Source organism: Microbacterium sp. UNCCL10 (assembly GCF_000746195.1).
Taxonomy (GTDB): domain Bacteria; phylum Actinomycetota; class Actinomycetes; order Actinomycetales; family Microbacteriaceae; genus Microbacterium; species Microbacterium saccharophilum.
The window spans coordinates 254,880-274,128 of record NZ_JQKT01000008.1 but is presented as its reverse complement, the minus strand read 5'-3'; the positions used below and the strand labels follow the sequence as shown (position 1 = coordinate 274,128).

The 19,249-nt window shown below is 71.4% G+C and carries 21 protein-coding genes; 17 read left to right on the top strand and 4 right to left on the bottom strand.

Translation table 11 applies throughout. The annotated features are described in order from the left end of the window. Nucleotides 1-103: 103 nt before the first annotated feature. The 11 genes from BR85_RS09845 (at nucleotide 104) to BR85_RS09795 (ending at nucleotide 10,601) form a co-directional block, all read left to right on the top strand. Entirely contained in the window at nucleotides 104-1,249 is a 1,146-nt protein-coding gene (locus BR85_RS09845) for a thiamine pyrophosphate-dependent dehydrogenase E1 component subunit alpha (RefSeq protein ID WP_028496276.1), read from the top strand. Further along, the gene (locus BR85_RS09840) at nucleotides 1,246-2,229 is read left to right on the top strand and encodes an alpha-ketoacid dehydrogenase subunit beta (protein ID WP_028496277.1); all 984 of its coding nucleotides are present in this window, start codon (nucleotides 1,246-1,248) and stop codon (nucleotides 2,227-2,229) included. Before BR85_RS09845 ends, BR85_RS09840 begins: the two co-directional genes overlap by 4 nt. Before the next feature lie 22 nt (nucleotides 2,230-2,251). Beyond that, entirely contained in the window at nucleotides 2,252-3,604 is a 1,353-nt protein-coding gene (locus BR85_RS09835; RefSeq protein WP_028496278.1) for a dihydrolipoamide acetyltransferase family protein, read from the top strand. 61 nt (nucleotides 3,605-3,665) lie between these two features. After that, a complete protein-coding gene (locus BR85_RS09830; RefSeq protein ID WP_028496279.1) occupies nucleotides 3,666-4,631 on the top strand; it encodes a metal ABC transporter substrate-binding protein in 966 nt (321 codons plus the stop codon). Continuing rightward, a complete protein-coding gene (locus BR85_RS09825; RefSeq protein WP_028496280.1) occupies nucleotides 4,628-5,452 on the top strand; it encodes a metal ABC transporter ATP-binding protein in 825 nt (274 codons plus the stop codon). Before BR85_RS09830 ends, BR85_RS09825 begins: the two co-directional genes overlap by 4 nt. Further along, a complete protein-coding gene (locus BR85_RS09820) occupies nucleotides 5,449-6,309 on the top strand; it encodes a metal ABC transporter permease (protein ID WP_028496281.1) in 861 nt (286 codons plus the stop codon). Before BR85_RS09825 ends, BR85_RS09820 begins: the two co-directional genes overlap by 4 nt. Before the next feature lie 47 nt (nucleotides 6,310-6,356). Further along, complete coding sequence (locus tag BR85_RS09815) at nucleotides 6,357-6,752, top strand: Fur family transcriptional regulator (RefSeq protein WP_028496282.1); 396 nt, start codon at nucleotides 6,357-6,359, stop codon at nucleotides 6,750-6,752. Beyond that, nucleotides 6,749-7,753: a permease gene (locus BR85_RS09810; protein WP_028496283.1), complete on the top strand. Its 1,005-nt coding sequence runs from the start codon at nucleotides 6,749-6,751 to the stop codon at nucleotides 7,751-7,753. Before BR85_RS09815 ends, BR85_RS09810 begins: the two co-directional genes overlap by 4 nt. Continuing rightward, the gene (locus tag BR85_RS09805) at nucleotides 7,746-8,522 is read left to right on the top strand and encodes a TIGR03943 family putative permease subunit (RefSeq protein WP_028496284.1); all 777 of its coding nucleotides are present in this window, start codon (nucleotides 7,746-7,748) and stop codon (nucleotides 8,520-8,522) included. The genes BR85_RS09810 and BR85_RS09805 overlap by 8 nt, the downstream gene beginning before the upstream one ends. Next, the gene (locus tag BR85_RS09800; protein WP_028496285.1) at nucleotides 8,512-9,942 is read left to right on the top strand and encodes a hypothetical protein; all 1,431 of its coding nucleotides are present in this window, start codon (nucleotides 8,512-8,514) and stop codon (nucleotides 9,940-9,942) included. Before BR85_RS09805 ends, BR85_RS09800 begins: the two co-directional genes overlap by 11 nt. Further along, a complete protein-coding gene (locus tag BR85_RS09795) occupies nucleotides 9,939-10,601 on the top strand; it encodes a DNA-3-methyladenine glycosylase (RefSeq protein ID WP_174799852.1) in 663 nt (220 codons plus the stop codon). Before BR85_RS09800 ends, BR85_RS09795 begins: the two co-directional genes overlap by 4 nt. 12 nt (nucleotides 10,602-10,613) lie before the next feature. Here BR85_RS09795 and BR85_RS14925 read toward each other — a convergent pair whose 3' ends face one another. Further along, nucleotides 10,614-12,008, bottom strand: coding sequence for an HNH endonuclease signature motif containing protein (locus BR85_RS14925; RefSeq protein ID WP_051526261.1), 1,395 nt, complete (start codon nucleotides 12,006-12,008; stop codon nucleotides 10,614-10,616). A 282-nt stretch (nucleotides 12,009-12,290) separates the two neighbouring features. Here BR85_RS14925 and rpmB point away from each other — a divergent pair, with 282 nt between their 5' ends. The 5 genes from rpmB (at nucleotide 12,291) to BR85_RS09760 (ending at nucleotide 15,616) form a co-directional block, all read left to right on the top strand. Then, a complete protein-coding gene (gene rpmB / locus BR85_RS09780) occupies nucleotides 12,291-12,527 on the top strand; it encodes a 50S ribosomal protein L28 (protein ID WP_028496287.1) in 237 nt (78 codons plus the stop codon). Beyond that, complete coding sequence (rpmG, locus tag BR85_RS09775; RefSeq protein WP_005051772.1) at nucleotides 12,527-12,697, top strand: 50S ribosomal protein L33; 171 nt, start codon at nucleotides 12,527-12,529, stop codon at nucleotides 12,695-12,697. The genes rpmB and rpmG overlap by 1 nt, the downstream gene beginning before the upstream one ends. 4 nt (nucleotides 12,698-12,701) lie before the next feature. Further along, the gene (rpsN, locus tag BR85_RS09770) at nucleotides 12,702-13,007 is read left to right on the top strand and encodes a 30S ribosomal protein S14 (protein ID WP_028496288.1); all 306 of its coding nucleotides are present in this window, start codon (nucleotides 12,702-12,704) and stop codon (nucleotides 13,005-13,007) included. A 269-nt stretch (nucleotides 13,008-13,276) separates the two neighbouring features. Continuing rightward, nucleotides 13,277-13,555, top strand: coding sequence for an HU family DNA-binding protein (locus BR85_RS09765; protein WP_028496289.1), 279 nt, complete (start codon nucleotides 13,277-13,279; stop codon nucleotides 13,553-13,555). Between the two features lie 84 nt (nucleotides 13,556-13,639). After that, nucleotides 13,640-15,616, top strand: a complete 1,977-nt coding sequence (locus BR85_RS09760) for a bifunctional copper resistance protein CopD/cytochrome c oxidase assembly protein (protein WP_028496290.1) — start codon at nucleotides 13,640-13,642, stop codon at nucleotides 15,614-15,616. 6 nt (nucleotides 15,617-15,622) lie between these two features. Here the strand turns inward: BR85_RS09760 and BR85_RS09755 are convergent, their stop codons facing one another. Beyond that, nucleotides 15,623-16,768 carry a hypothetical protein gene (locus tag BR85_RS09755; RefSeq protein ID WP_028496291.1) on the bottom strand — a complete coding sequence of 382 codons (1,146 nt, stop codon included), beginning with the start codon at nucleotides 16,766-16,768 and terminating at the stop codon, nucleotides 15,623-15,625. Between the two features lie 44 nt (nucleotides 16,769-16,812). On the opposite strand from BR85_RS09755, the gene BR85_RS09750 reads away from it, so the two are divergent. Beyond that, nucleotides 16,813-18,189, top strand: a complete 1,377-nt coding sequence (locus tag BR85_RS09750) for an ATP-dependent DNA helicase (protein WP_028496292.1) — start codon at nucleotides 16,813-16,815, stop codon at nucleotides 18,187-18,189. A 12-nt stretch (nucleotides 18,190-18,201) separates the two neighbouring features. Here the strand turns inward: BR85_RS09750 and BR85_RS09745 are convergent, their stop codons facing one another. Further along, entirely contained in the window at nucleotides 18,202-18,855 is a 654-nt protein-coding gene (locus BR85_RS09745) for a biliverdin-producing heme oxygenase (RefSeq protein ID WP_028496293.1), read from the bottom strand. 44 nt (nucleotides 18,856-18,899) lie between these two features. Next, complete coding sequence (locus BR85_RS09740) at nucleotides 18,900-19,211, bottom strand: DUF2470 domain-containing protein (protein ID WP_028496294.1); 312 nt, start codon at nucleotides 19,209-19,211, stop codon at nucleotides 18,900-18,902. Nucleotides 19,212-19,249: the final 38 nt, after the last annotated feature.

Below are 19,249 nucleotides of genomic sequence, written 5' to 3'. Positions count from 1 at the left end.
CGGTCGCGCCCCCGCGTCGCCTGTGGACTCGGCACCGTGAATCCCGGCATCCGTTGTCGATGTCCTGCAGAAGCCGCACCGGAGGGCACGTTAGCGTAGGACCGTGACCCCCTCTTTCGAGGCTCAGGCCGATGATCCCGCCCTCGTCCGCGTCCTCGCGGCCGACGGCACGTTCGCGCCCACCCCGGAGGCCGAGCGCCTCCTCCCACTGATCGACGCGCTGAGCGACGACGACCTCCGCGGCCTCTACCGCGACATGGTGGTCGTCCGCGCCTTCGACCAGCAGGCGACGAACCTGCAGCGTCAGGGCCAGCTCGCGCTGTGGCCGCCGTCCTTCGGGCAGGAGGCCGCACAGGTGGGCTCCGCGCGGGCCGCGCGTCCGCAGGACCACCTCTTCCCGTCGTACCGCGAGCACGTCGTATGCACGATCCGCGGCGTCGACCCCATTGACATCGTCCGGCTCATGCGCGGCCTTACGCACGGCGGATGGGACCCGACAGACCCGAAGAACGGCAACACGCACATCTACACGCTCGTGCTCGGCGCGCAGACGCTGCACGCCACGGGCGTCGGGATGGGGATGGTCTTCGACGGCCGCTGCGGCACGGGCGACCCGGAACAGGACGCCGCCGTCATGGTCTACTACGGCGACGGCGCGTCCAGTCAGGGCGACGTGCACGAGGCCATGGTCTTCGCGAACACCTACCGCACGCCGCAGGTGTTCTTCCTGCAGAACAACCACTGGGCGATCTCGGTGCCCGTCGCCACCCAGGCGCGTGCTCCGCTCTACCGCCGCGGTGAGGGCTACGGCATGCCGTCGCTGCGGGTGGACGGCAACGACGTGCTCGCCAGCTACGCCGTCACGAAGCTCGCGCTCGACGAGGCGCGGGCCGGCGAGGGCCCGCGCGCCATCGAGGCGCTCACGTACCGGATGGGCGCCCACACGACGAGCGACGACCCCACGAAGTACCGCACCTCCGACGAAGAGGCCTCGTGGGCGCGCCGCGATCCCATCCAGCGGATGCGCGCGTATCTCGAGGGTCGCGGCGCGGCCTCGACCCTCTTCGCCGAGGTGGATGCCGAGGCCCGGGCCTACGCGGACGACGTCCGGGTGCGCACGAACGCGCTCGGCGACATCGACGCCGCGTCGATGTTCGCGCACGCGTACAGCGACGAGCACCCGCTCATCGATGCGCAGCGGCAGTGGCTCGCCGACTACGAGGCCGCGTTCGGGGAGGCCCAGGCATGACCGACGTCCAGAACCTGCCGTTCGCGAAGGCCCTCAACGCCGGCCTCCGCGCCGCGATGGCCGCCGACGACCACGTCCTGCTCATGGGTGAGGACATCGGCCGCCTCGGCGGCGTCTTCCGCGTCACCGAGGGGCTGCAGGCGGAGTTCGGCGACCGTCGCGTCCTCGACACCCCGCTCGCCGAATCCGGCATCGTGGGCACGGCCATCGGGCTGGCGATGTCGGGCTTCCGGCCCGTCTGCGAGATCCAGTTCGACGGGTTCGTCTTCCCGGCGTTCGATCAGATCACCTCGCAGCTCGCGAAGATCACGAACCGCCACGAGGGCGCCTACCGGATGCCGGTGGTCATCCGCATCCCGTACGGCGGGCACATCGGCGCGGTCGAACACCACCAGGAGAGCCCCGAGGCGTACTTCGCGCACACCCCCGGCCTGCGGGTGGTGTCCCCCTCGACGCCCAACGACGCGTACTGGATGATCCAGGATGCGATCACCTCGCCCGACCCCGTGATCTTCCTGGAGCCGAAGGCGAAGTACTGGATCAAGGGCGAGGTCGACACCGCCGACCGGGCGCTGCCCCTGCACGCCTCGCGCGTCGTCCGCCGCGGCACCGACATCACGTTGGTCGGTCACGGCGCCATGGTCACGACGCTCCTGCAGGCCGCCGCGCTGGCCGAGTCGGAGGGCACGAGCTGCGAGGTCATCGACCTGCGCTCCCTCTCGCCCATCGACTACGGCCCCATCCTGGACTCCGTGCGCCGCACGGGCCGCATGGTCTACGCGCAGGAGGCCCCAGGCTTCACCTCCGTCGGGTCGGAGGTCGCCGCGACCGTCATGGAGAAGGCGTTCTTCGCCCTGGAATCCCCCGTCCTCCGGGTCTCCGGCTTCGACGTGCCGTTCCCGCCGGCCAAGCTCGAGGGCACGTACCTTCCCGACCCCGACCGCATCCTCGAAGCCGTCGACCGCGCACTGGCGTACTGACGCAGACTGATTTGGAGCACCGATGAGCACGCAGACCTTCCATCTGCCGGATGTCGGCGAAGGCCTCACCGAGGCGGAGATCGTGCAGTGGCGCGTCTCCCCCGGCGACGCCGTCGCCGTCAACGACGTGCTTGTCGAGATCGAGACCGCCAAGTCGCTCGTCGAGCTGCCGTCGCCGTTCGAGGGAACGGTCGGCGAGCTCCTCGCCGCGGAGGGCGACACCGTGACGGTGGGTGCCGCGATCATCACGATCGCGGGAGCCGCCGCCGAGCCGGACGCGTCTGCGGGCCTGTCGGAGCACGGCGAGAAGGCCGCCGAACCCGAGGACGGCGGCGCGGTCCTCGTCGGCTACGGCACCGGCGGGCACGTGCAGTCGCGGCGGCGCAAGCCCGCCGAGCGTCCGGTGAAGGCGTCGGTCGGCGTCGTCGCGAAGCCGCCCATCCGCAAGCTCGCCCGCGACCTCGACGTCGACCTCACGCAGGTCGTCCCCTCCGGCCCCGCCGGGGAGGTCACCCGCGACGACGTCGTCAAGCACGCCTCGCAGGCCTCGGTGTTCCGCAACATCGCGACGCCCGAGGCGCCCGAGGTCCGCGAGCAGTCCATCCCGGTGGCGCCGCAGGCCGCGTCCCGCCCGGCTCAGCCCGTCGCGGCGCCGCCCGCCGCCGACCCGGAGCGCGAGGAGGCGATCCCCGTCAAGGGTGTCCGGAAGGCCATCGCGAGCGGCATGGTGCGCTCCGCCTACACGGCCCCTCACGTCTCGGTCTGGACCGACGTCGACGCAACCCGCACGATGGAACTCGTCAAGCGGCTGAAGGCGTCGCCGGACTTCGCCGACATCAAGGTCTCGCCGCTGCTCATCATGGCGCGCGCCGTCATCTGGGCCGTCCGCCGCACGCCCATGGTCAACGCCGCCTGGATCGACAACGAAGACGGCTCCGCCGAGATCCGCGTGCGCAACTACGTCAACCTCGGCATCGCCGCCGCGACGCCGCGCGGCCTGCTGGTCCCGAACATCAAGGATGCGCAGGACCTCAACATGCAGGGTCTCGCCCGCGCGCTCGAGAAGCTCACGCTCACGGCGCGCGAGGGCAAGTCCACCCCCGCCGACCAGCAGGGCGGCACGATCACCATCACCAACATCGGGGTCTTCGGGATGGATGCCGGCACGCCGATCATCAACCCCGGCGAATCCGGCATCATCGCGATGGGCACGATCCGGCAGAAGCCCTGGGTCGTCGACGGCGAGGTGCGCCCCCGCTTCGTCACGACCGTGTCGGGGTCGTTCGACCACCGCGTCATCGACGGTGACGGCGTGAGCCGGTTCGTCGCCGACATCGCCTCGATCCTCGAGGAGCCCGCGCTGCTGCTGGACTGAGCGCCGCCGCAGGCATCCCGTTGATTTGAGAATGGTTATCAATAGCACGTAGGCTGGAGGCATGCGCCGCTCCGCCCCCGTCCTCTCGCTGGTCGCCGCCTCCGGGCTGCTCCTCGCCGGATGCTCCGCCGCGGGCACCGAGGACGACGGCATCCGGGTCGTCGCGTCCACGACGGTGTACGGCCAGATCGCCGAGGCGATCGGGGGCGACCTGATCGAGGTGACCTCCCTCATCTCCTCCGTTGCACAGGACCCGCACGCGTACGAGGCTCCCGCCCGCGACCAGCTGACCATCTCCCGCGCCGACCTCGTCATCCGCAACGGCGGCGGCTACGACGCCTTCGTCGATGGACTCATCGAGGCGAGCGATGCGGATGCCGTCGTGCTGACGGCCGTGGAGTTCTCGCACGCCTACCCGGGCAACGACGGCCACAGTGTCACAGGGGACAGCGCCGAGGCCGACCACGATCACGACAGCGGCGCCGCCCACGACCACATCGACGGCTTCAACGAGCATGTCTGGTACGACCCGGATGCCATGGCGCACCTCGCCGCGGACATCGCCCACGAGCTGAGCGAGCTGGACGCGGCCCACGCCGGCGACTACGCCGCCAACCTCGCCGACTTCCAGTCCGGCATCGAGGAGATCACGGGCGACCTCGCCGCCGTCGCGGCCGCGCACGCGGGCGACCGCGTCTTCGTCACCGAACCCGTCCCGCTGTACCTGGTCGAGGCGGCGGGTCTCGTCGACGCCGCGCCCGCCGCGTTCAGCGAGGCCGTAGAGGAGGGGCAGGACGTCCCGCCGGCGACGCTGCTCGAGGCGCGCGACATGCTCGACACCGGCGAGGTGCGTGCGGTCCTCGCCAACGCGCAGACCGGCGGGGCCGAGACCGGCGAGGTCCTGCGCTGGGCGGCCGCCGACGGCATTCCGGTCGTGGAGTTCACCGAACTCGTCCCCGAGGGCGAGACCTACCTCGGCTGGATGCGGGCGAACATCGCCGATCTCGCCGGTACGCTGACCCGGTGACCTCGCCCGCCGACCCCGCGCTGCAGAATCCGCTGCAGATCCGCGGCGCCGCCCTCCGGCGCGGCGACCGGGAGCTGTGGAGCGGTCTCGACCTCGACGTCGCGCCCGGCGAGCTCATCGCCGTGCTCGGACCGAGCGGCTCCGGCAAGACCACGCTGCTGCGCGCCATCCTGGGCCTGGAGCCGCTCAGTGAGGGCACCATCACGGCGCTCGGCGAACCGGTGCGCCGGCGCGGCAACCGCCGGATCGGGTACCTGCCGCAGGCGCGTCCCCTCCCGCGGGACACCTCCATCCGCGGGCGCGAGCTCGTCGGCCTCGGCGTCGACGGCCACCGCTTCGGTCTGCCGCTGCGCCGCCGCGGCGACCGGGCCCGCGTCGACGCGCTGATCGACGCCGTGGGCGCGGGCCACTTCGCCGACGAGCCGGTCGGCGTGCTCTCCGGCGGCGAGCAGCAGCGGCTGCGCGTCGGGCAGGCGCTCGCCGACGACCCCCGCCTGCTGCTGTGCGACGAGCCGCTCACGAGCCTCGACCTCGCGAACCAGCAGGCCGTCGTGCGGCTCATCGACGCGCACCGGAAGACCGGGGCCGGCGTGCTCCTCGTCACCCACGACATCAACCCGGTGCTCGGGAAGGTCGACCGCATCCTGTACCTCGCGAACGGCCGCTTCACCCTCGGGAAGCCGAAGGACGTGCTGACCTCACCCGTCCTCAGCGACCTCTACGGCGCCCCCGTCTTCGTGCTGCGCGCCGGCGACCGGCTCGTCGTGGTCGGCGCGCCCGACGCCGAGGAGTCGCACCACCACCACGAGGGGCACCAGTGAACTGGGCGGACGTCGGGGACGCCATGTTCGGCGGCCTCGCGGACTACGGCGACATCCTCGCGCTCGTGTCGAACTCGGTGTGGGCAGGCGCGATCCTCGGGCTCGTCGGCGGGCTCATCGGCGTCTTCGTGATCCAGCGCGACATGGCCTTCGCAGTGCACGGCATCAGCGAGCTGTCGTTCGCCGGCGCCGCCGCGGCGCTGCTGGTCGGGGCGGACGTCGTGACGGGGTCGATCGTCGGGTCGCTCGTGGCCGCCGGTCTCATTGGGTGGCTGGGGGCGCGGGCCCGGGAGCGCAACTCCATCGTCGGCGTGCTCATGTCGTTCGGGCTGGGTCTCGGCATCCTCTTCCTCTCGCTCTACAACGGACGCAGCGCCAACCGCTTCAGCCTGCTGACGGGGCAGATCGTGTCGGTGCAGTCCGCGCAGCTCGGCTGGCTCATCGGGATCTCCGCGTTCGTGCTCATCGCGCTGCTGCTCATCTGGCGTCCGCTGCGGTTCGACTCCCTCGACCCGCAGTCCGCCGCCGCCCGCGGTGTGCCCACCGCGGCGGTCTCCCTCGGGTTCATGCTGCTGCTGGGCCTCGCGGTCGCCGTCGCGGTGCACATCATCGGCGCGCTCCTCGTGATGGCGCTCGTCGTCACGCCCGCCGCCGCGGCCGTGCGGGTCGCGTCGGGAGCCGTCGCGGTGCCGCTCCTGTCGGCGCTGTTCGGCATCGTCGCGGCGGTCGGCGGCATCCTGCTCGCCATCATGGGGACCCTGCCCGTGAGCCCCTACATCACCACCATCTCCTTCGTGATCTACCTCGTCTGCCGCGTCATCGGTGCGCGGCGCGGGCGGGTCACGACGGCGCGATGAGGGCTTCCGCACGGGGAGCTCGGAAGCCCCGCGGGTAGACTCCGGCCATGGCCCAGCGCAACACCTGGCAGCGCGATCGCGTGCGCGCGGCGCTCTCCGGCTCCCCCGGATTCGTGTCCGCGCAGGACCTGCACGCCTCCCTCCGCGACGACAACACCGGCATCGGTCTCGCCACCGTCTACCGCACCCTCGCCTCCCTCGCCGCCTCCGGCGAGGCCGACCAGCTGCAGAGCCCCGAGGGCGAGGCGATCTACCGCGCCTGCTCGAGCGAGGGCCACCACCACCACCTCATCTGCCGCAGCTGTGGCACGACCGTGGAGATCCAGGCCACCGACGTCGAGACGTGGGCGCAGCGGACGGCGGCAGCGCACGGCTTCACCCGGGCAGAGCACGTCGTCGACATCTTCGGGCTGTGCGCGGCCTGCTCGGAAGCGGCGCGGTGACCAGCACCCCGACGGCCCCCGCGCGGGTGCTGCCCTGGGCAGCCCTCGGCGCGGGCGTCGCCGTGATCGCGGCGCTGCTCGCTCTCGCGCTGATCTCCCCGGCACCGCTGCTGCCGACCCGCGCGCAGGACGCCCTGACCCTCTCCATCAGCGTGCTCGTCGAGTCGCTGCCGTTCGTGCTGCTCGGCGTCATCCTCTCGATCGTCGTGCAGGTGTGGGTGCCGCCGGACGTCATCGAACGCTGGATGCCGCGGCGCGCCTGGGCCCGCCGGGCCGTGCTGTCGCTCCTCGGGATGCTGATCCCGGTCTGCGAGTGCGGCAACGTCCCGTTCGCCCGCGGCCTCATGATGCGGGGGTTCACGGTCCCCGAGACGCTGACGTTCCTCATCGCCGCGCCGATCGTGAACCCGATCGTGATCATCACGACCCACCAGGCGTTCGGCTTCGACGACGGCATCCTCATCGCCCGCCTCCTCGGCGGGTATGCCGTGGCCAACCTCATCGGCTGGCTGTACAGCCGTCACCCCGACCCCGACGGCCTCGTCACCGACCGGTTCCGCGCCGCGTGCGAGATCGTCGAGACCGAGACCGAGTCCGGCGGTCGCGGGCGGCGCAGCCTCGCCCAGTTCGTCGTCGAGCTGCGCGCCGTCATGCCCGCCCTCGTGATCGGATCCGCCCTCGCCGGCGCCGTGCAGGTGCTCGTCCCGCGCGACCTGCTCCTCGCGATCGGGTCGAATCCGGCGCTGTCGATCGTCGCGATGATCGCGCTCGCGATGGTCGTGTCGATCTGCTCGAACGTCGACGCGTTCTTCGCCCTGTCGTTCGCATCCGCGTTCACACCGGGCTCGATCGTCGCGTTCCTGATCGTGGGCCCGCTCGTCGACGTGAAGATGCTCGCGCTGCTGCGGACGACCTTCCGCACGCGCGTGCTCGTGGGACTCGTCGTGGTCGTCGTGCTGAGCGCGGTCGCGCTCGGCGGGGTGGTGAACCTCCTTGCCTAGGCTCCTCGGGACGCGCCTGCTCGGTGTGGGGCTCACCGCCGCCCTCGCCGCCGTCACGCTCGCCCTCGCCGTCACGGATCGGCTCGGGCTCTACATCAACCCCGACTCGACCTGGTTCGCCGTCTCGATGGCGGTGCTGGCGCTGGCCGGCGCCGTGCTCAGCTTCGCCCTGCCGCTCGGCGAGGAAGCCGACCACGGCCACGGGCACGGCGAGGACCACGGGCACGACTACGACCACGTCGGGCACGCCGACGGAGCCCACGCGCCGGGCGGGATCACGCCGGGCGGGATCGCGGCGCTCACCGGCGGCATCCTCGCGACCGGTCTCGTCGGCGCCATCGTCCTCGTCCCGCCCGCGACGCTCTCCGCCGAGCTCGCGATGTCGCGCGACACAGGCACGGCGCCCCTCTTCCAGGGCGCCGACAACGTCGCGCTCGCCGCGACCGGCGACACGGCGTCGTTCGGCGTCGGCGAGTGGGCGAGCGTCTTCGCGACCGCGACGAACCCCGATGCCTTCGACGGCGACGAGATCACGCTCACCGGCTTCGTCACGCCGGGCGAGGACGGCTTCGACCTCACCCGGCTCGTCATCACGCACTGCGTCATCGACGCCCAGCCCGCCCGCATCCCGATCACCGCGGCGGACGCACCGGAGACGGGCGAATGGGTCACCGTGACCGGCACCATCCGCGACGTCGAGGGGCGCCTGCACGTGCAGGCCACCTCGGTGGACGTCGTGGCGGAGCCCGAGGACCCGTATGAGTACTGACCCGCCGACGCGTCGCTCCCAGGCGCGGCAGCGGCGCAGCCGCGCCTTCACGACGAGCTTCGCGGTCGTCATCGGGGTGCTCGCCGCCGTCGGCCTCGGCGGCGCCGCTCTCACGACGGCGCAGGGTCCGCGCATCACGCAGGTGCAGATCGACGCGGAGGCCGCGGTCGCGGCATCCGGGTCCCGCATCCTCTTCACGACGACCCAGTCGCTCGCCGAGGTCACGGCCGAGCAGGTCACCGTCTCGCCGGCCGCCGACTTCACGGTGGACACCGCCGGCCGCACGGTCGGCGTGCGGTTCGCACTGCCGCTGTGGGATGCCACGGAGTACACCGTGACGATCTCCGACGTCGTCGGCATCGGCGGGGGGCCCGCGGCGACGATCACGGAGACCTTCACGACCCCGCCGCTGGAGGTCTACCTCCTGCAGCGCGGCGAGGGGGAGGACACCGTCTTCCGCACCGGGCTGGCCGGAGACGCCGCCATCCCGGTGTTCACCGCGCCGCACATCGAGGACTTCCGCGCCACGTCCGGGCACCTCGTCATCGCGACGCGCGACGACGAGGACCTCTCCGAGCTCATCGTGACGGCGCTGGACGGCTCGGACCCGCGCACGCTGCCGCTGCCCGGCGACGGCATGGTCACCAACCTGCAGAGCGCCGACCGCGGCGATCTCATCGGCTACACGTTCACGGATGCCGACATCGGCCCCGCCGGGGGACGCGAGAGCGTGCTGCACACGGCGTCGCTCGGCGCGGGCCGTGCGGACGACGACCCCACGCCCATCACGATCGAGGGCGGGGATTCCCGCGTCGAGGACTGGCGGTTCGTGCCGGGGACCGACAGCGTCCTGCTGCTCACCTTCGACGGCGCGCTCACCCTCGCCTCGCCGGCCGGCGGCGAGCCTGTCGCGCTCGGCAACGCCGTCGTCATCCACGGGATCGCGCGCGGATCCACCCAGGCGGTCGTCGAGCGGATCGACGGCCTCGCGCGCATCGACCTCGCGACCGCGGACGAGGAGCCGCTGGCGGGCACGGCGCCCGACCTCGGGCAGCCGGGCGCCGTCACACCCCTGCTCGGAGGGACAGGCGAGACCCTGCGCGTGCTCGCGCACCTCGACGGCTTCACCGTGATCTCCACCGACGTCGCCGTGGTGGATGCCGACGGCTCCGCGCGTACCGTGTTCACGGTGCCGCCGGAGGACACGCTGCTGCAGACCTGCGTCTCGCCGAGCGGGCGGTACGCGGCGCTGCTGGTGGCCCCCGACATGGTCGACAATCCGTACGACGGTTACGCCCTGCCGTTGCCGACCCGGCTCGAGACCCATGTCATCGCGCTCGCCGGGGACGCCACGGACAACGAGATCGTGGCGCTCTCCGGGTTCGACATCTCGTGGTGCCAGAACGCGACGCGCGGATGATCCCCGCCACCCGTGACGCCCTCACCGCGCTGCCGCTCGAGGTGGCGCCGCGCCTCCTCGGCGGGATCCTGCGCGTCACGGTGGACGGCGTCACGGTCGCCGTGCGGCTGACCGAGGTCGAGGCGTACCACGGCCTCGGTACCGGCGACGTGGCCGACCCCGGTTCGCATGCCCGCAGCGGACCCACGGCGCGGAACGCGACGATGTGGGGCGAGCCCGGGCACCTGTACGTCTACCTGAGCCACGGCATCCACTCGTGCGTCAATGTCGTCTGCGGACCCGAGGGACAGGCCGGCGGAATCCTGCTGCGCGGCGGAGAGGTGATCGAGGGGGTGGATGCCGCGTTCACGCGGCGCCGGGCGGCCCGCACAGCGCGCGACCTCGCCCGGGGACCGGGACGGCTGGGCGACGCCATCGGCCTCCGGCATCCGCGCCATGACGGGATCGACGCCGTGACGGGCGCCCCGCGGGCGGGCGCGACGGCGCACTTGCTCCTGCCCGAGGAGACCGCGCCGGTGGTCGAGACGGGCCCGCGCGTCGGGGTCGCGGGCGTGGCCGGCACGGCGGCGTTCCCGTGGCGATTCTGGCTGCCGGGCGAGCCGACCGTGTCGTCGTTCCGGTGGGGGCGCGGGGCGGGTCCGTCCCCGGCTACGCCGTAGTCCGCCGCGCCGTCACGTGCGCTGCACCTTCTTGCGCAGGCGGATCGGGGACGTCGTGACGGCGCGCCATCGCATCGAGGCGTCGAACCAGACCGGTGCCATGACTTCGGGGACGCCCTGATTCATCCTGATCCGCCATCCGATGCGGTCGAGGAATCGGTGGTGGTACCAGCAGAGGAGGACGCCGTTGTCCGTGTGCGTCGCGCCACCGTGGGCGTGCTCGGTGACGTGGTGGATCTCGCACCAGCCCGCGGGCACGCCGCATCCCGGGATGATGCAGCCGCCGTCGCGGAGGGCGATCGCGCGTCGCTGGTGCCGGTTGAACACGCGCTCCTCGGTGCCGATTCGGACGATTCGTCCATTCTCACCGGTGGTGACGCGCTGAATGCGTCCGGAGCACGCGATGTGCCGGGCGACGGTCATGGAGACCGGCTCCGCACATCCCTGCGCGTGCGCGTAGCCGGTGTCGCCCGCGAGGTCCGCGGCCGCGACCGACACGACGAGGGTCGGTGCATGCCCGCCCAGCGTCGGCAGCAGGCCGCTGGATGCTGCGACACCGAGCGCGGCCGCGAGCGCGTCGTGCTGCTTCTGGGGGCGGGTGCGGTCATCGAGCGGGAGGAGCGGCACGTCTTCGCGGTCCGGGGTGAACGACACCTTCGGGGAGAGCTGTGCGTCGAAGATCGTCTGCAGCTGCGCGGCGACCTCGGGCAGCAGCATCCCGCGGACCGGCACGCCGGCGGGCGTGGCGACACCGAGAACGAGGGCACGTGTGCGGATCGCCGCGCGCTCGCGGGGTTCGGCGCCGTCCTGATCCAGCGCGATGGCCCAGGTCTGCGCGTGGATCTTCAGCAGTTCCGCGCATGCCGGCGGCGCACCGTCCGGACCCTCGCCGCGCGCTTCGGCGACGACGATGTCCGCGGCGCCCCGCCGCGCTGCGGCGGTGACCCGCGGGGCCGTCGCCTGGAGGGGGTCGGTGATCGCAAGGATCCCGTCGATGCCGACCACGCCCTCGAGCGCCGCCGACCGCACCGACGGGAAGGCGGCGTCGAGCGTTTCGCCGGTCGTCTCCGACACCGCGGGCCGCACGGCTCGGGCCGCGCGCTGCACGCGCGTCGCCGTCTGGGGCGTGAGCCGCGTGATCTTCTGGACGAGCTCGGTGACGTCCCGGCATCCGAGATGGGAGGTCATCCGCTCCTCCCGCACGGGCGCTTCCGAGCGGCGCATCACCTCGCCCACGGCATCCACCAGCAGCGCATCGACCAGCCGACCGAGTTCCGCGACCGTGCCCAGCTGCGTCGCCAGCTCAGTCTCACTGGCCCGCTCGAAGGCCCGCGACGACGCCGCGGCCCGCACCAGATCCGCAGCCTGCGGGAGCAGGTTCTGCAACGGTGCGGCGAGGAGGTCCATAGCCCCTATTCTGCGCCGGGGGTCCGACATCCAGAGGCGGAAAAGCGCTGGTCCGCGGCAAGAAAAAGGGGGCACGAGATGAGAGTTCTCTCACCCGATCCGGAGGTCTTGCGGGGGCCGGGATCTGCGCCGTGCTAGACTGACTCTTTGTCTGCGCGCACTCCAGCACGCAGTACGTATCCCCCTCCTGATCCCGGCCACCCGGCCGCGCGCAGGCGTGGGATGCAGACAAGGGATCTTGGGTGGCACCGTCCGGTGTCACGGTACTAAGGAGAAATCACTATGGCAGCAGTGTGCCAGGTGACCGGAGCTGTTCCCGGCTTCGGTCACGCCATCTCGCACTCGCACCGCCGGACGAAGCGCCGCTTCGACCCGAACGTGCAGAAGAAGACCTACTTCGTTCCCTCGCTCGGTCGCAAGATCACGCTGAACGTGTCGGCTAAGGGCATGAAGGTCATCGACGTCCGCGGCATCGAGTCGGTCGTCAAGGACCTCCTCGCGAAGGGTGTGAAGCTCTAATGGCGAAGAAGGCTCAGGACGTCCGTCCGATCATCAAGCTGCGGTCCACCGCCGGCACGGGGTACACCTACGTGACGCGCAAGAACCGTCGCAACAACCCCGACCGCATCGTGCTGAAGAAGTACGACCCGGTGATCCGCAAGCACGTCGAATTCCGAGAGGAGCGCTGATCTCATGGCCAAGAAGAGCAAGATCGCGCGCAACCACCAGCGCGAAGAGGTCGTCGCCCGCTACGCCGAGAAGCGTGCCGAGCTGAAGAAGACCCTCGTGGACCCGAACGCGACCGACGAGGCCCGCGAGGCCGCCCGCGTCGGCCTGCAGAAGCTGCCGCGCAACGCGTCGCCGGTGCGCCTGCGCAACCGCGACGCCATCGACGGCCGCCCGCGCGGCCACCTGTCGAAGTTCGGCATCTCGCGTGTCCGCTTCCGCGACATGGCGCACCGGGGCGAGCTGCCCGGCGTGACCAAGTCGAGCTGGTAAGCACCCCTCGCATCGAAGGCCCGGATCCCCGCAGGGGGTCCGGGCCTTCTGCTGTGCCGGCTGAGAGGCGGGTCGTTGAGACCTCATCCGTCACATTCGCCCCATCCTTCCCGCGACACGCCGGGGAAACCGCCCTCAGGACGCCGGAAATCCGCGGAATGGCGCGGTTCGTGGGTATATTCGGGACCGGTCCATCCGACCAACCGGGCGCGCGCCGTCCGGTCCGAAGTAATCAAGGCGGCACTCGTCGCCTCCTGGAGGACAACCCCATGGCCATCACCAAGACCGAGCTCGTTGCCAGCATCGCCAGTGCGACGGGCCAGAGCCAGTCCGCTGTCTCCGGCGTGCTCGACGCTCTGTTCTCGACCGTCTCCGACGCCGTCGCCAAGGGCGACAAGGTCACGATCCCCGGCTGGATCGCCTTCGAGCGCGTCGACACCGCCGCCCGCACGGGCCGCAACCCGCAGACGGGCGAGGAGATCAAGATCGCCGCCGGCAAGCGCGTCAAGGTCACCGCGGGCTCGAAGCTGAAGGCCGCCGTCAAGTAAGACGTCACCTGAAGAAGGGGGATGCCGTCCGGCATCCCCCTTCTGCATGTCCGGGGCCCGGAATCCCGCGCGTAGGCTGGAACGGTGAACTCCCGTGCGCTCCGCTACGCCGGGCCGGCGATCCTCGCGGTGTCCGCGCTCGTGGCGCTCCTCGCCGGGCTCGCTTTCGGCGGCGGCGCGGCGCCGCTCCTCCTCGGCGACCCGGGGCCGGTCGTGCGCTGGGGGCTCCCCGTCGCGACGCTCGTCGTGAACCTCTCCGCCGCCGGCATGGTGGGATCGCTCGTCCTCGCCCTGTTTGCCCTGCGCTCGGGGGAGCGGCCGTTCGACACGGCCCTCGACCTCGCCTCGGTCGCGGCCGCCGTCTTCACCGTCGCCGCGGGCGTCACGGCCTTCTTCACGTTCCTCAGCATCTTCAACCAGGCTCCGGCCGCGGACGCCCAGTTCGGCGCGCAGCTCGGGCGCTTCCTCGTCGACACGGAGCCCGGCCGGGCGTGGTCGCTCACGACCCTCGGCGGCGCGGTGCTGACGGTGCTCACCTTCGCCGTCCGCGGCTGGACGTCGACAGTGCTCGTCGCCGTGCTCGCCGTCGCGACGCTCATCCCCATGGCCACGCAGGGCCACTCCGGCGACGAGGCCAACCACAACACCGCGGTCGTCGCGCTCGCGATCCACATCATCGGCGCCGCCGTCTGGCTGGGCGGCCTGGTGCTGCTCGTCGTCCTGCGACCGCGGATGCCGCGCGCAGCCCTGACCGATGTCCTGGCGCGCTACTCCAGCATCGCCCTCGCCGCCTTCGTCGTCGTGGCGCTGTCCGGCACGGCGCGAGCCGTGGCCGGCCTCGGCGCATGGGACGACCTGCTCTCCGCCTACGGCGCCCTCCTGTCCGTGAAGGTCCTCGCGCTGCTGGCGATCGGCGTGCTGGGCGCCTGGTACCGGCGGCGCCTCATCGCGGGCATCGGGACGGATGCCGGGGCGCGGCGCTTCTGGAGCCTCATCGCCCTGGAGCTCGCGTTCATGGGCATCGCGAGCGGGGCGGCGGTCGCCCTCGCCCGCACGGCGCCCCCGACGGTCCTCTCGTTGCCGGCGTCGCCCTCGCCCGCCGAGGTGCTCACGGGTGCCCCTCTGCCGCCGGAACTCACCGTCGACCGCTGGTTCACGACGTGGGACATCGACGTGCTGTGGGCGTTCGCGGTCGGGTTCGGCGTCTTCTGCTACCTCGCGGGGGTCCGCCGTCTCCGCGCCCGCGGCGACGCCTGGCCGCTGTACCGCACTGTGCTCTGGCTGGTCGGGATGCTGCTGCTGCTGTGGGTCACGTGCGGCCCGATCAACGCGTACCAGGACTACCTGTTCAGCATCCATATGGTCGGCCACATGCTGCTCACCATGGCGATTCCGCTGTGCCTCGTGCCGGGCGCCCCCGTCACACTCGCCGCCCGCGCCATCCGCAAGCGCGAAGACGACACACGCGGCGGTCGCGAGTGGATCCTCTGGGCCGTGCACACGCCGTTCGCCAAGGTCGTGACGCATCCGCTCGTGGCCGCGGCCGTCTTCATCGGGTCGCTGTGGATCTTCTACTACACCGACCTGTTCCGGTGGTCGCTCTACGACCACATCGGCCATGAGTGGATGGTCGCCCACTTCCTCATCTCGGGGTATCTCTTCGTGCTGTCCCTCGTCGGCATCGACCCGGTACCGCTCCGCTTCCCGCACCCGTTCCGGCTCGTCATGCTCATCGGCGTCATGGCGATGCACGCCTTCTTCGGCATCGCGATCATGATGTCCTCCGGGCTGTTCGTCGCGGAGTGGTTCGGCTCGATGGGCCGCACGTGGGGCGACACCCCGCTGCAGGATCAGTACGTCGGGGGCGGTGTCGCATGGTCGATCGGCGAGATCCCGACCCTGATCCTCGCGATCGTCGTCGCCATCCAGTGGAGCAGGTCGGACGACCGGGCTCAGCGCCGCTCCGACCGGCACGCCGACCGCACGGGCGACGAGGAGCTCACCGCGTACAACGCGCGCCTTCAGGAACTCGCGGACCGCGAGGCCCGCGCGGCGCGCTGACCGACGTCACTCGGCGGAGGAGACCTGGATCGACGCCGTTCCGTCGGGCAGGATCGTGACGGTCCCCTCGATGAAGAACGGCACGTCCTCCGAGCGTGGGAACACCGTGCCGTCCTCGATACGCCGGATGAGGACGTCCACGTGGGCGACGGCCTCCGTGCGTCGGATGACCCAGTTCGCGCCGTCCGGGGCCAGGGCGACCGTCGGCTGCTGCGTGATCGACCACGTGGGGAGGTCGGCGATCCGGTTCTTCACGTCGATCCCGAACGGGCATCCGGTCGGCTGCAGCACCTGCTGCTCCGCGCATCCGGTGAGGAAGCCCTCCACCTTCTCCTGCACGACGTCGACGAAGTCGGGTGTCGGCTGGGTCTGCAGGTCGACGGGAACCTGGGCCTGCGGAGTGTCGGAGAGCACGGCGACGCCCGTGCTCTCCGAGATCGGCGTGTCGACCGACAGCGCATAGAGCCCCGGGGAGAAGACCAGGAGCGGGATCGCGGCGAGCGGATCCGCATCCACCCCATCGGGGGACACCTGCCGCTTGTCGACCTCGAAGCCGTTGACCCGGAACTGCATCGCACCGCGCACGGTCAGGTCGATGACGGCGAGGGGGCTCTGCGCGAAGCGCCACGACGGTGCGACGCCGATCCACCCGTTCCGCTCGACCTGGAACGTGCTCGTGCCCTCGAAGGGGCCGGACGAGTACGACACGGTGACACTGGTGATGCCGTCGCTCTCTTCGACCTCCTCCGCCGTGATGTCGGTCAGCGGGGCGAGCGCGTCGCGGCGGAGGAGTGCCTCCGACGCGTTGAGGGGGAGGCGTGAGGCGGTCAGGTCGGCGGAGTCGACCGGCACCCCCGGGATCGCGAGGGCATCGGCCGCCCGGCCCTGGCTGAGGAGGTCGAGGTAGCCGAGCACGAAGGCGGTCGGGCTGTACAGCTGCTGGTACAGGTAGGCGCCGGTGCCGGTCAGGGCGGCGGCCAGGAGCACGCCCACGAGGCCGAGGGCGGTGAGGTCGGCCGCGAGGCGGCGACGGCGCCGGCGGTGGACGGATGCCGCGCGCGCCGGGGCGGCAGCGGCATCCGGCGCGGGCGCGGGATCGGCGGGCGCGGGCGCGACGGCATCCGTCTCGGTCAGATCGCGCGTGCCGTCCACGTACCCAGTCTAGGAAGGCCCGGCTGATAGCTAGCATGGTTCCGGTGAGCACGCCGACCCTGTCACCCGAGCAGGAGGCGCTGTTCCGGCTCATCGAGGACACCCGCGAGCATGTCTTCGTGACGGGCCGCGCCGGCACCGGCAAATCCACGCTGCTGCAGCATCTCGCGTGGAACACCCACAAGCAGATCGCCGTCTGCGCCCCGACCGGGGTCGCCGCCCTCAACGTCGAGGGCCAGACGATCCACTCGCTCTTCCGGCTCCCCATCGGCCTCATCGCGGACAGCGAGATCGAGCAGTCCGAGCCCGCCCGCAAGATCATGAACGCGATCGACACGCTCGTCATCGACGAGATCTCGATGGTCAACGCCGACCTCATGGATGCCATCGACCGGTCGCTCCGGCAGGCTCGGCGCCGCCGGGCCGAGCCCTTCGGCGGCGTGCAGATCGTCATGTTCGGCGATCCGTATCAGCTGTCGCCGGTGCCGCCGCGCGGCGACGAGCTGCGCTACATCCAGGATCACTACCGGTCGTTCTGGTTCTTCGACGCGCAGGTGTGGGCCGGTCCCCGGGCCGATCGCGGCGCGATCCGCTCCGACGGGCTCCTCGACCTCGGGCGCGTCGGCGCGCCCCTGCACATCCGCGAACTGCGCGACATCCACCGGCAGTCCGATCCGGCCTTCAAGGCGATGCTCAATGCCGTCCGGCACGGGATCGTGACGGCCGAGATCGCCGACGCGCTCAACACGATGGGGGCGCGCACCCCGCCCGAGCCGGTGGACGGCGAGCCGCCCATCATCACGCTCGCGACCCGCAACGACATCGTGAACCGCATCAACCAGCGGCACCTCGATGCCCTGACGGGGCCCGTGCAGACGGCGCGCGCCGAGATAAGCGGCGACTTCGGTCGCGGCGACACCTACCCCGCCGAGCCGGAGCTCCAGCTCAAGGTCGGTGCGCAGGTGATGTTCCTCCGTAACGACATCGCCGGATACAGCGGTGACGGCCCCCGCTGGGTGAACGGCTCGATCGGCACCGTGACCCGCATCGCGGGCGGGTCGGTGCGGGTCGAGCTCGACGGTGAGGAGCACGACGTCGAGCCGACCGTCTGGGAGAGGTTCCGCTACGCGTACGACCCGGGCTCACGCAAGCTCACCCGCGACATCGTCGCCGAGTTCACCCAGTTCCCGCTGCGGCTCGCGTGGGCCGTGACGATCCACAAGTCGCAGGGCAAGACCTACGACCGCGCGATCGTGGATCTCGGGTCGGGGGCGTTCGCCCCCGGGCAGACCTATGTCGCCTTGTCCCGGCTCACGTCGCTCGAGGGCCTGTACCTGTCTCGTCCGCTCCGCCCGAGCGACATCCTGGTCGACCGCGACGTGCGCCGCTTCATGGCGGCCGTCCGGGCGGCCGCGGAGTGAGCGCAGAGCGGATCAGGCGACGCGTGCCGCCTTGTCGGCGAGCAGGTCCTCGAACAGCTCGGTGTTGAAGCGGTAGGCGAGAAGGACTTCCTCGATGATGCGCTCCTGCTCGTCGGCTTCCCAGGGCGCACGGTCCAGCAGCTCGCGATAGGCGTCCTTGAAGGCGCGGGTGTCGGCGATGTCCGCGAAGAGGTAGAAGCGCACGCCGTCCTCGGCGAAGCCGAACTGCCGGGCGAGGATCCGCCCGATGAACTGACCGCCGGACAGGTCGCCGAGGTAGCGCGTGTAGTGGTGCGCGACAAGCCCGCCGGGCCACGTGGCGCCGACCTCTCGGATGCGGTCGACATAGCGCTGCGTCGCCGGCAACGGCGACACGGTGCCGCGCCATGCGGAGCCCAGGAGGTGGTCGAGGTCTGCCTCGATCGACGGGAGCCGGTCCAGTTCGGGGCTCAGGAAGGGCGCGACGGCCGCATCCGTCCGCAGGGTCGCCGCCGCCTCCTCGAGCGCCTCGTAGATGAACCAGTGCTGCACGACGAGCGCGGTGTAATCGTCGAGGCTTCCGCGTTCGGCCATGAGATCCGTCATGAAACCTGCGCCCTCGCTGCCCGAGTGGGCGGCGTGCGAGCGGTCGCGGATGGCGGCGGAGAAGGGGACGGGCTCGGTCATGCCCTTCAGCGTAGCGGAAAGTAAGGCTCAGCTAACCTGAAGCTTCACTCGTGGTCGCGGGGCGTGATCCCGAGACGCCGGCAGGCGTCGTCGTACAGCGCCACGATCTCGCGCCGCACCTCGCGGCGCTCGGAGATCGGGCCGGACGGCCACGGCACGCGGAGGAGGTCATCCGTGCCGTCCGTCGACGTGACATGCCACTGGCCGGCATCCGCGTCGAAGGTCTGCATCGTGGCGGCGATCGGATCGGGGAGAGGAGAGAACGCGCGCGCGATCAGCAGATTGTCGTCGGCGTGGTCGCGGTTCATGTGTCCGAGGACGCCGGCGAGGGCGTCGTCGTCGAAGGGGGTCGGCATGCTTCGACCCTACGCGGACGCTCCGTGTCAAGGGGGTG

What these genes read in the sequence shown, in the direction of transcription:
- BR85_RS09840 (WP_028496277.1), top strand. Translation starts at nt 1,246, where the DNA reads ATGACCGACGTCCAGAACCTGCCGTTCGCGAAGGCCCTCAACGCCGGC.
- BR85_RS09835 (WP_028496278.1), top strand. Translation starts at nt 2,252, where the DNA reads ATGAGCACGCAGACCTTCCATCTGCCGGATGTCGGCGAAGGCCTCACC.
- BR85_RS09830 (WP_028496279.1), top strand. Translation starts at nt 3,666, where the DNA reads ATGCGCCGCTCCGCCCCCGTCCTCTCGCTGGTCGCCGCCTCCGGGCTG.
- BR85_RS09815 (WP_028496282.1), top strand. Translation starts at nt 6,357, where the DNA reads ATGGCCCAGCGCAACACCTGGCAGCGCGATCGCGTGCGCGCGGCGCTC.
- BR85_RS09800 (WP_028496285.1), top strand. Translation starts at nt 8,512, where the DNA reads ATGAGTACTGACCCGCCGACGCGTCGCTCCCAGGCGCGGCAGCGGCGC.
- BR85_RS09795 (WP_174799852.1), top strand. Translation starts at nt 9,939, where the DNA reads ATGATCCCCGCCACCCGTGACGCCCTCACCGCGCTGCCGCTCGAGGTG.
- BR85_RS14925 (WP_051526261.1), bottom strand. Translation starts at nt 12,008, where the DNA reads ATGGACCTCCTCGCCGCACCGTTGCAGAACCTGCTCCCGCAGGCTGCG.
- rpmB (WP_028496287.1), top strand. Translation starts at nt 12,291, where the DNA reads ATGGCAGCAGTGTGCCAGGTGACCGGAGCTGTTCCCGGCTTCGGTCAC.
- rpmG (WP_005051772.1), top strand. Translation starts at nt 12,527, where the DNA reads ATGGCGAAGAAGGCTCAGGACGTCCGTCCGATCATCAAGCTGCGGTCC.
- rpsN (WP_028496288.1), top strand. Translation starts at nt 12,702, where the DNA reads ATGGCCAAGAAGAGCAAGATCGCGCGCAACCACCAGCGCGAAGAGGTC.
- BR85_RS09765 (WP_028496289.1), top strand. Translation starts at nt 13,277, where the DNA reads ATGGCCATCACCAAGACCGAGCTCGTTGCCAGCATCGCCAGTGCGACG.
- BR85_RS09745 (WP_028496293.1), bottom strand. Translation starts at nt 18,855, where the DNA reads ATGACCGAGCCCGTCCCCTTCTCCGCCGCCATCCGCGACCGCTCGCAC.
- BR85_RS09740 (WP_028496294.1), bottom strand. Translation starts at nt 19,211, where the DNA reads ATGCCGACCCCCTTCGACGACGACGCCCTCGCCGGCGTCCTCGGACAC.